Annotated in this window: 8 protein-coding genes; 1 reads left to right on the forward strand and 7 read right to left on the reverse strand. The window is 54.1% G+C overall.

All coding sequences use genetic code 11. From position 1 onward, the window contains the following. Positions 1–182: 182 nt before the first annotated feature. The 4 genes from VEZ52_RS01515 to VEZ52_RS01530 form a co-directional block, all read right to left on the reverse strand. Positions 183–794 carry a rhodanese-like domain-containing protein gene (locus VEZ52_RS01515; RefSeq protein WP_324835232.1) on the reverse strand — a complete coding sequence of 204 codons (612 nt, stop codon included), beginning with the start codon at positions 792–794 and terminating at the stop codon, positions 183–185. 365 nt (positions 795–1,159) lie between these two features. Continuing rightward, positions 1,160–3,427: a response regulator gene (locus VEZ52_RS01520; protein WP_324835233.1), complete on the reverse strand. Its 2,268-nt coding sequence runs from the start codon at positions 3,425–3,427 to the stop codon at positions 1,160–1,162. Positions 3,428–3,809: 382 nt separating this feature from the next. Further along, positions 3,810–4,448, reverse strand: coding sequence for a carbonic anhydrase (locus VEZ52_RS01525; protein ID WP_240824798.1), 639 nt, complete (start codon positions 4,446–4,448; stop codon positions 3,810–3,812). Between the two features lie 349 nt (positions 4,449–4,797). Further along, the gene (locus VEZ52_RS01530; RefSeq protein ID WP_324835234.1) at positions 4,798–7,218 is read right to left on the reverse strand and encodes a methyl-accepting chemotaxis protein; all 2,421 of its coding nucleotides are present in this window, start codon (positions 7,216–7,218) and stop codon (positions 4,798–4,800) included. Positions 7,219–7,790: 572 nt separating this feature from the next. On the opposite strand from VEZ52_RS01530, the gene VEZ52_RS01535 reads away from it, so the two are divergent. Next, entirely contained in the window at positions 7,791–8,615 is an 825-nt protein-coding gene (locus VEZ52_RS01535; protein ID WP_324835235.1) for a nitroreductase family protein, read from the forward strand. Between the two features lie 80 nt (positions 8,616–8,695). On the opposite strand, the gene VEZ52_RS01540 is transcribed toward VEZ52_RS01535, so the two are convergent. From VEZ52_RS01540 to VEZ52_RS01550, 3 genes are all read right to left on the reverse strand, one after another. Further along, positions 8,696–8,902 carry a tautomerase family protein gene (locus VEZ52_RS01540; RefSeq protein WP_192111341.1) on the reverse strand — a complete coding sequence of 69 codons (207 nt, stop codon included), beginning with the start codon at positions 8,900–8,902 and terminating at the stop codon, positions 8,696–8,698. Between the two features lie 22 nt (positions 8,903–8,924). After that, positions 8,925–9,791 (reverse strand): ModD protein, encoded by an 867-nt coding sequence (gene modD, locus VEZ52_RS01545; RefSeq protein WP_324835236.1) that lies wholly within the window; start codon positions 9,789–9,791, stop codon positions 8,925–8,927. A 115-nt stretch (positions 9,792–9,906) separates the two neighbouring features. Continuing rightward, on the reverse strand, positions 9,907–10,563 hold a 657-nt coding region (locus tag VEZ52_RS01550), incomplete at its 5' end, for a molybdate ABC transporter permease subunit (RefSeq protein WP_324835237.1).

The raw sequence follows: 10,563 nt of genomic DNA on the forward strand, positions 1-10,563 counted from the left end.
AGGTCAAAATCCAGCACGCTGTCTATAATGGCGCAACGCTTCTGGGCATCGGTTGCAGACCAGACCACATATGTCCAGGTAGCGGTAACGGGATCAAAAAATCCGCGCACGTTGGGTGCAGACATGGCGAACTCCTTTGCAAAAAGCTGGGGTGAAAATTCCGGCACTTAGGTGAAGTCGCATTACTGGCAGCTTGCGCCGGGGCTTTTGCCAGCTCCAATGGGGCAAGCTCTGCCGGAGCAGCCCTTTTTGTTCCAGGGCGCGCGCGTGAGCAGAAGGGCCAGGCCGCACCAGTTGGTAAGGCCAGAAAATACCTGCCCGCAGCCAATAAAGAGCGCTCCGAGCAGAAAAGCCTTGTGTACGAAAAGCCCCAGCAAAACGAACAGGGCCGTGAGCGCCCCGGCCACAAGGCGCACCTGCCTGTCCAGCGTGGGTGAGGTTTCGCCAGTTTTGGGCAGCGCCTGCCCAGCGGTGGGAAAGCCAGCTTCCTTGCAGGCCGCAAGGCCGCCTTCAATAACGGTTATGTCCGTAAATCCGGCTTCGGCAAATTTGGCCGCCGCCGTTTGCGCACGTCTCCCGCTGGCGCAAAGGGTATAAATGGGGGTATCTGTCAATGCCCCGCTGCGCAGGGCAACCATGTGAGGATCAAGCTCCGTCACCGGGGCCAGCGTGGTCGGAAGGACGAGGCGTTTTTCCGCAAATTCCATGGGGGTGCGCACATCCACTATGAGCGCCTGCTTGAGATCTTTTTGCCGCAGGGCTTGCGCACTGATACTCTTAATAGTTGTCATCATGGCCTCCTTCGGGGGATAGCCTCCGGTTGGAAGGGTATGAAGAGCCGTTCTGGCCGTATCTTCGGCCTGCCGCATATGGTGCAGTCCTGTACATGATACCTCACCATGGGCAGACTGCAAAGCAGCAAGAGGGTGTCACTATTGTAGTTGACTGCCTTAAGTCCTTTTCAGGTAATCATGTTTCCGGGGGGGTGCAAGACCTGTTTGGAAAGGTTGCATTTGTATAATGCGCTCTGCGGAGCTGTGATATTTGCAACAAGGCGAGTTATGGTTGCTCTGCGGGTGGAAAACAGTTCAAGGCAAGGTGTAAGGGGGAGATGAAGGATTCTTTCTGAAAAGGGAGTTTCTGCTGCTCTGACGAGTTGTTAATCCGGCCTTTGCGAAGGGGTGTCAGGGGTGGAGGAAAGAAGCTGCCCAAGAACTGAAAACATCTTGCTCATGACAACCGGCTTTTCCAGAAATTCGTCCATGCCGGATTCAAAGGCGTTTTGTATTTCATCGGCAAAGACATTGGCGGAAAGCGCCACAATGGGGGTGTCCACATCAAACTCCCGTATCTCGCGGGTAGCCTGATAGCCGTCCATCACAGGCATGCGGATGTCCATCATGATGATGTCGTAATTGTGGCCCTTGGCCTTTTCCACTCCTTCGCTGCCGTTGAACGCCTGTTCGCATGTCACGCCTTCACTTTCGAGCATTTCTTTCAGGATTTCACTGTTGATGACGTTGTCTTCGCAGATGAGGATCTTCCTTCCCTTAAGTGAGACGGGGGCATGTTGTGTGCGATTTTTTTTGTGGAAAGCGGCGATATCTGCGGCGGTAGCTTTTTTGTGGGGTAAAATCACCGTGAATGTTGTTCCCTGGCCCGGCGCAGACTTGCAGGTAATGTTGCCCCCCAAAATATCGACCAGCTTTTTCACAATGGACAGCCCAAGCCCGCTGCCAGAGCTGGACACATGATCTTCCTGCGTGAACGGGGAATACATGCTGGCCTGAAATTTTTTGCTGATTCCCGGCCCGTTATCAGAAATGACATGGGTTACAACAAGACTGTCGGCATTTTCACCGCAGATGTCATTACGCCATGTTATGGTGCCGCCGGGTTGCGTGTATTTGACGGCATTGTTCAGGAGGTTGACGATGATCTGCTGAACCTTGCGCGTGTCGATCTGCGCATAGCAGTTGGTTGCCGTACAGTTAAAATGCGTTATGAATGTGATGTTTTTTGCCTCGGCCTGAGGCCTGATGATGGATTCAATAATTTTTGCGCTATGCGCGCCAGTACAAATTGTCGGTACAACGTCCATCTTTCCGTTGGAAAGCTTTTGCAGGTCAAGAATGTCGGAAAGAATGGCAAGCAGAAAGTTTGAACACGCCTTTATGGTGGAGAAGACCTTGGTGAGGTCAGGATCCTGGTGCTTTTTCAGCTCAAGGTCAGAAAAGCCCACAATGGTGGCAAGGGGAGTGCGCATGTCGTGGCTCATGCGCAAGAGAAAGTCCGACTTTGCGCGGTTGGCCTGGCGTTCTTTCTTCAGCGCTGTATGTAGCTTGGCATTGAGATCCACTACGTCTTTGCGCAGCATGTATTCACTTGTGACATCTTCAAAGCTGCCCACAAGGCCTACAATTTTACCGTCCTCATAAAGCGGGCTTTTGCTGGCTACAATGTGGCGGTTTTCGCCCCTGCAAAAACACATGCCGGGAACCCGCGTGGTGCTCTCCCCCTGCAACACTCGCAGTTCATCATTCTTGTACGGGTCAGGGTCGCTATGCCAGCCCATATCTTCATCATTCTTGCCCAGGAGAACCTGCTCGGAATCAAAGCCGTAATACTCCAGAAACGCCTTGTTTACGCCGATAAAACGTCTTTCAGCATCTTTCCAGAAGATTGCGGCCTGTGTAGTGTCCAGAATTTTTTGCAGCAGAACCTGGTTTTGCCGGTTGTGCGCTTGGGTCTCTTTTTCCGTAGAGATATTGACAAATGCCAGTTGCAGAACTTGTTGGGGAATGACCCAGGAGAGACTGACGCGAATCCACCTGACGTGACCATCGTGCGGGCGCAGTCTGCACTCCAGAGGCTGCATGGCCTTGCCGGACATGAACATTGCCAGCATGTGTTCTACCCTGCACAGGTCGGCACTGTGAACACGCATGAGTTCACTGACGTTGAAACATTTGCTCGCCTCACGCCCCGATGTGCCTGTCATGGCCAGCGCCGCGCTGTTCATGTAGGTGCAGTGAAGTTTGGCAGGCCCCTGCGTGGCCTTCATGCGGATGATGCCAATTGGAATATCAGACAGAACATCGATTGGTTGCTGCTCTGCGGAAGAAATCCACAATACGCAAGCGTTGTCTTCAACGCGCTGGCAGCGGCAATCAAGGAAGCAATGGCTGGTTTCGCAAAATACGGTCCATTCTTCCGCAAAATCCTGGGAGAGCGATTTGTCCAGATGCTCCCTGTTTTCAATAATTTTTTCTAGTTCTTCAAAACTATTGATTTTTATGAGTTCAGTAAATCTTGTGTTGGCGGCACTGATGGAAAATGCCTTGCCTTCAATCCGAATTAAAAGACAACAGGCAATATTTGTTGAACTATTCCACTTCATGAATTGATCTGTCAGATTTTTGTTCATGGAAATAGTCCCTTGCTTGAGGTGACTGGCTTTGAATGTATTTCAACTTAGTTAAATATAAAACTTATCTGATGTAAATGTGAATTTTTTTTATAAAATAACATCACTGTGTCGTTGCTTATTTATAAACATATGACTGCTATTGCTGGCAGGCACGCCTCAATGGTAAAAAAACGTATTGCTGTACCCCTTCAAAACAGATTGCGGATATATTGCCAGTATGCGGGCGCGTATTTGGCACATGGCATTGATGTCTGCATTCGCGCCACAGCATGTGAAATGCTAGAAGGCATATAAAAACAGCGGATTTTCCATAGTTGGAAAATCCGCTGTCAGGGTATGTCACAACACAAATCAGCGCATTGCCCTGTACGCTGGGCCGCTATTTTTTCAGGGCCAGAAAATCGTGCTCGTCAGGGTCGTAATATTTGATTTCGCCAGATTCAATATAGTAGAGCCAGCCGTGAACGTGCAGGTCGCCCGATTTCACTCTGTCGCGCACGCACGGGTAGGTCATGAGGTTTTCTATCTGAAAAATGATGGAGAGTTTCTCTGTCAGGCGCAGCAGTTTATCCTGTCCAACTTCCTTGCCAAGCGCCAGTGTGGCAAGTTCCTTGGCTTTTTTGCCCAGCGAAAGCCATTTTTGCGTGTGCACAAAGGCCTCGTCGTGAATGTCCTTGTACAGGGCTGCGATGGCGCCGCAATAAGTATGACCGCAAATGATGATTTCTTCAATATTCAAGGCTGTTACGGCATATTCAATGCCTGCTGCCATGGCGTGATAGTCTTCGTCCGGTTTGTAAGGGGCTACAAAGTTGCCCACGTTGCGCAGCACAAAGAGCTGACCGGGAGGCGTGTTGGTGATAAGCGATGGAATAACCCTGGAATCGGCGCAGCCGATATAGAGCACCTTGGGGTGCTGGCCGCTGGAAACCAGTTCCAGAAGCTCATTTTCATGCTTGCAGAAGTAGTTTTTTTGGAAAAATTCGTTTCCCTGAAGCAAGCGTTCAACATTCTTCATCAAATAACCTCAATAAGCCTGATTGGTTGGGGCGTGCAGTTGCGGAATCTTTTTTTGAGGGGGAGAAATCTGTGAAACGATGGCATTACGCCGCTGACTGCAAGGGGGGCTGGCGAATTGTCTGCAATCGGGTCATGGCTTTTTTGCTTTGGCGGTTCGGCAGACTGTTGTTGGCCTGGTCAGCGCTGGTGTCTGGTCAGTTGGGCTTGAACAAGCCCTTGCTGCAAAGCTCCATAGCCAGTGGGTAGGGCATCTTGTGCCAAACGTCAAGAAGAGGGCACAGGGCCCGCAAACAGCATGACTGATGCGGGCCCTGTTATATCTGCGCCTGTTCGGAATCTGCGGTAACTTACCCCTGCGACAGCGCTTTCAACTGCGCGGCAAGGCGTGACAGTTCGGCAACCGTGCCGTGCAGTTCGCGCGTCAGGGTATTGGTGGTTTCTGCAACATGCTTCACATCTGTAATGGCGCGGTTGATTTCTTCGCTTGTGGCGGATTGCTGTTCCGCTGCCGTGGCGATGGATTGCACGCTGTTGCTGGCGCTGGCGACAATTTCCACTATCTGGGAAAGTGCGGCGCCGCTCTGGTTGGCCATTTCAGTGGCCCTGCTGACAGTGTCGGCAGTGTCGCGCATTTCCTGCATATTGCCCTTTGCCACAGCTTGAATGGTGGTAATGGCCTCTGTGACTTCCTTGGTGGCCAGCATGGTTTTTTCCGCAAGCTTGCGCACTTCGTCCGCAACTACGGCAAAACCGCGTCCGGCATCGCCCGCTCGGGCAGCTTCGATAGCCGCGTTAAGGGCCAGCAGATTGGTCTGATCGGCAATATCCGAGATAACTCCCATGATTCTGCCAATGCCTTCGGTATGGCTCTCGAGGGATTCCATTTCCTTGAGCAGCGCGCCTGTGTGGCTGTTGACCTCTGCAATGGCAGAAACAGCCTCGTCAACAATTTCTGCGCCATGCCGGGCCTTTTGCCGCGCATCTTCTGTCTGGTCAGCGGCGGAAGATGCATTTTGCGCCACCTCGCGCACTGTGGAAGTCATTTCTTCCATGGCGGTGGCGGTCTCCTGCGCGCGACCGCTTTGCGCATCCGCACCGTCCGAAACCTGCTGGAAGCGGTCCTTCATCAGGCCTACGGCTTCCGTCAGGCTGTCAGCCGCCGAGCTTATGGAGGTATTCACTTCCTGCATATGCTTCATGGTGGCTTCAATTTCGCGCTCTTTCAGCACAAGGGTGGTCACATCGCGCGCAATTTCCACATAGCCGATTTTATTACCCTGGTTGTCGCGCAGCACATCACTGAACGGCTGAATATAATGCGGATTTTCAGCCGTGCCGATATCAAGTATGCGCGCCACCACAGACTTGCCGCTGCACTTGGACTGCGCGATGGGGCAGTCGTCGCTCTGGCACACTTCGGTATTGAAGTTGTCGTGGCAGAACTCCCCGCGAAGTTTTGTGATATCCTTCTCGAGCAAGGTTTCTGTGGCTTTGTTGGCGATGATAATGCGGTAGTCGTCATCCACGCCAAAGATGGGATCGGGCACGGAATCCAGCAGGTTTCTGTATCCCTGCACCTCTGTGAGCATGCTTTCAATCTTGTCCAGCAGCTGGTTGAACCATGACGCCAGCGCGCCGATTTCGTCCTCGGAGGAATACTTCAGGCGATTGGCCAGCACGGCTCTGTCTTCTGCAATTTCCTGAATGGTCTGGCGGATGCTCTGCACGGGCCGCAGCACGGTAATGCTGAGCACAAAGAACGTCATGACCAGCGGCACCACAAGCAGAGTAATGAAAGCTGCCGCAAGGATGATCCCCGCGCGGCTCATGATGCCCTGCTGTTCAGACAGGTCAGTGCTGAACACGAGCACGCCGATCTGTTTGTCTTTGAAATCTGTAATGGGCATGCCGGAAAGCAGGGTGGAGCCGACAATTCTGGTGGTCGATCCCTTGCGGGTGGCGTCCAGAAAGCTCTTGTCCAGCAAGCCCTCAACCTTGCCGTCCTTGGTGCCGCTCACAAGAACATATGAATCGGCGACAATGGGGTGTTTTTCCTTGTTTTGCAGGCCCGTGGCAACCTTAAGGTGTTCGGCGTTCATGTACAGCAGCGAGGATTCTCCCTCTCCAGAACTCAGGCCGCTCAGCACGTGGGTGAAACTCACCAGCACCTCAACAGAACCCAACTGGCTGCCCGAAAGGCTTGTGACCGGCGCGAGCCCCCGGATTTCAAAGCCGCCGCTGCCGATTTCGACCCCGCACAGGGCTTTGCCGTTCTTGTTTATCTCAAGCACGGTGGGGCGGAAGGACGAAAGATCGTCTGAAATATCAACCCACTTGTCGCCACGTTTGGTCTGTTTGTCGCGCCACAGGCGCGCAAAGCTCCGGGCCGGGGGAAAGTGGTAGTGTATCTGCGGCTTTTCGCCGATAACCGCCTTGAATCCGTCCAGCATGGGAGCGAGTGAAGCGCGCAGCATTTCCCGCCCCCGTTGGGCGGCGGCGCTGTTTTCATCGTTGATGTCGCCTTCCATGGCTGTTCTGTATGCGGCCTCAACCTCGGGCAGCCTGCTCACCAGCGCGGCCATGCGCATGGCCTGTTCGCTGCACAGTTCAATGGCCTGCGTCATCTGCGAGGAGCGGGCTTCGACCAAAGTCTGTATATTTGTTTCGTTAAGTCTTTCAAATTGCTTTTGAATGACAAAATAACAACAAATGCCGATAGCAAGTGTGATGCCAGCTATGGGGATGCAGACTTTTGCACGTAATTGCATCAGAGTTCTCCATATGCAATAGTTTAAAATACTATCGCGTGCTTGTGAAAAAACTTTAGGCTTGGGACAGTTTGTGTAATAAGACAAAGACTCAAACGCCACTATTTGCTAATAAATAGCATGAGGCGGAGTATATTTGCTCAGAACACAAGCAGAAATGATACCATATCAGTGTGAAAAAAACAAGTTCCCAGATGATATCGTTTAATAATGAGAAATTATTCTCAAAATTCCATTCCGATAATTTGCGGAATCGTTTTTCGGGGAAACTGGGAGTGGAAATCTAAAAACAGGAAACTGTTAGTCGAGGATATCGCAACTGGTGGCAGCGGCTCGTTGAGAAAACAGAGGAGGCAGCAGGGGCGCATTTTCTGCCCGTGTCCGCGCTGCGGGCAGAGCCATGGGCGTGCAGGCAGATTTTTGCCTTTTGACAGGCATTAACGTAGTATTGGCATCTGCGGCAGTCTGTAAACCGCCGCTCTTATGTAAAGGATACAAGCCCCTGAGCTGGCTCATGCCTGCAAAGGCGGCATTTTGCATTTTTGACCATGCGTTATAGCGCCAGGGAGCCTATGAACTCTTTTATAGTAGATACAGAATTATGCCGCAAGGACGGAATTTGCGCCAAAGTGTGCCCCATTCAGATTATAGATGGCAATGTGGGCGAATACCCCTCCATGTCTTCGCACAAGGTCAGGGTATGTATTGGCTGCGGGCAGTGTATGGCCTTTTGCCCCGCCAACGCCTGTTCAGCGCCGGGGCTTTCATCGCAAGACAGCCGCCCCTTGCGGCGTGAGCAGATACCATCCGCCGAGCAGGTTGAAGAACTCGTATTTTCGCGCCGGTCGGTGCGGAATTTCAAAAACAAACCTGTTCCGCGCGAACTGCTGCACAGGATACTTGACGGCGCGCGCTTTGCCCCTACGGCTAAAAACACGCAGGAGCTGCGCTGGATTGTTTTGGAAACCCGCGGACAGACGGAAAAGCTGGCAGCCCTGGTCATTGACTGGTTGCGCGCCCTGCCGGAAATTGACCCTGCCACCGCCAGGGATGTACATGCCGAAAGCCTCGTGCGGGCATGGGAAGCTGGGTATGACGTCATCACCCGCACTGCTCCGCAGATTGCCCTGATTGTTGCCCCCAAGGGGCATTGGGGGCCTGCGGATGCCTCCATTGCCGCCGCTTATCTGGAGCTGCTGGCTCACGGGCACAAGGTGGGCTGTTGCTGGGGCGGCTACGTATGCTTTGCCATGGGGCATCCCTCTGCCCACGCTCTGCGGGCCTTTGTAGGCGTTAAGGACGATGAGCAGGTCTATGCCGCGCAGATGATGGGCTTTCCCCTGCTTGCCCCCCACTTCAGGCCGCCGCGCAAGGCGCTGGATGTCACCTGGCTGTAAGGCTTTATCTTTGTAGTAAAAAATAAAGGCGGCGACCCGGGCTTCATGTCCGGGCTGCCGCCTTGCTTATTTGATGGCTGCTACTGTTTGCGGCGGCGCACGGTAACGCTTTCGCCGCCGATGCCCCAGTTATCCGTGGAGAGTTCTTCAATAAGAACCACGGTAGTCGCGGGATTTTTGTTCAGCACCCTTTGGAGCAGCTCCGTGACGCCGCTGATAAGTTCTGCTTTCTGTTCCGCAGTGGGGGCTTCTGCACCACCTGTTACCTTGATATTTACAAAAGGCATCTGTACCTCCGCGATTATTGCCCTAGGGGGCTTTTTCCATCACAACCTTGATGTCTGCCGGTTTGCCAAAGTAGGGCCAGCTTGTGACAAGCACGTCAACGCCAGTGGCCGCGTACTGGGCGGCGTTGCCGCCGTTGACGCCGCCAGCGGCCAGAATGACGATGTCATCGCGCAGGGCGCGCACAGCGCCCACGGTTGCGGCAAGGGTCTCGCAATCGAATTTTTCGCACTGAACAATATCAATGCCTGCCTCCGCCACCAGCAGGGCATCGTCAAAGGTGTCCACCTCGGCGCTGACCTTGCGCTCAGGCGCTTTCGCTCGCAATTTATCCATCATTGCTGCCACGCTGCGCAACGAGGTCTGCTGCTCGCCGGGCAGAAAAACGCGGTGCTGGTCAAAAATGAGGATACTGTCCGAGAGGTTTTGCCGATGAATAATGGCCCCGCCGTTCATGGCGGCCTCCAGGCAGATGGTCTTGGCGCCGGGAAAGTTTTTGCGTGTCACGGCAACGCGCACGGCGGGGTTTGCGGTGTGGGCCTGCTCCACCATGTGCGCCGCGCGCGTGGCAATGCCTGTCATGTATTCCATCAGGGTCTGGGCCAGCTTCCAGCCACGGTGCAGGGCGGCGGCGGGGCCTGTGGCCTCCAGACATTGCCGGCCCGCTGCAAGCCTGTCGCCGTTGGCGGCGGTGCGGCTGACAGAAAGACCGCATTTGCGCAGAAGCAATCCGGCTTCTTCCACGCCGCTGATGGTGCAATCCGCCTTGGGCGCAAAGCGCATGACGCCAGAAGCCGAGGCAATGCCGAGCAGTTCTACCGTAAGGTCAAGGCCGGGGCAGTCGTCTGCCAGCAGGCCCTCCAGCCATGTATCGGAACAGGGAAAGTGCATGACATGCTCCTTGTAAATGCAGAACACTATACAGGCTAGAGCAATGTCGGTTGAGAATGTTCCGTCAACGGCGCAGACTCGTGCATTTGCGCTGAAGCAGCGGAGTGATAATGCTCTAGAATGACCTTTTTTGACACCAGTCAATGCCAAGGTACAGCAAAAGACTGATTATCGCCAGTATGGCGCAGAGCAGGGCTGCCCGCTGAAATTCGCCTGTGGATACGGCGTTGAACACTTCCAGCGAGAGTGTATTGGTGCGCCCTGCAATGTTGCCGCCGAGCATGAGGCTGATGCCCACCTCGCCCATGGCCCGCGTGATGCCCAGCAGCAGCCCGGCGGCAAGGCCATGCCGGATGAGCGGCAAGGTCACAAGAAAAAAACACTTGCGGGGTGAGGCGCCGCACACCCGCGCCGCCTGCTCAAAGCGCAGCAGATCGGGATTGTTCAGCGCGGTTTGCACGGGCTTGACCACAAGGGGCAGCCCTGCCAGCCATGCGGCAAGAATGATGCCCCCCTGCGAAAACACCAGGCTGACGCCCAGTGTCTCCCGCAGGGCAATGCCTCCCCAGCCGTTGCGGCCAAAGAGCATGAGCAGCAAAAAGCCCAGGGCCATAGGCGGAAAAACCAGCGGCAGGGTGATGATAAAGTTGATCACCCGCCGCAGATGCGGATTTTTAGCCATGCCCAGCCGGGCAAGAGGAATGGCCGTCAGCGCGTGCAAGATCAGGCAGGCGCTACAGACCCGCAGGGTCAGCAGCACGGAAAAGCTGAC

This window comes from Desulfovibrio sp., from assembly GCF_035644575.1.
Classification (GTDB): Bacteria; Desulfobacterota; Desulfovibrionia; order Desulfovibrionales; family Desulfovibrionaceae; genus Desulfovibrio.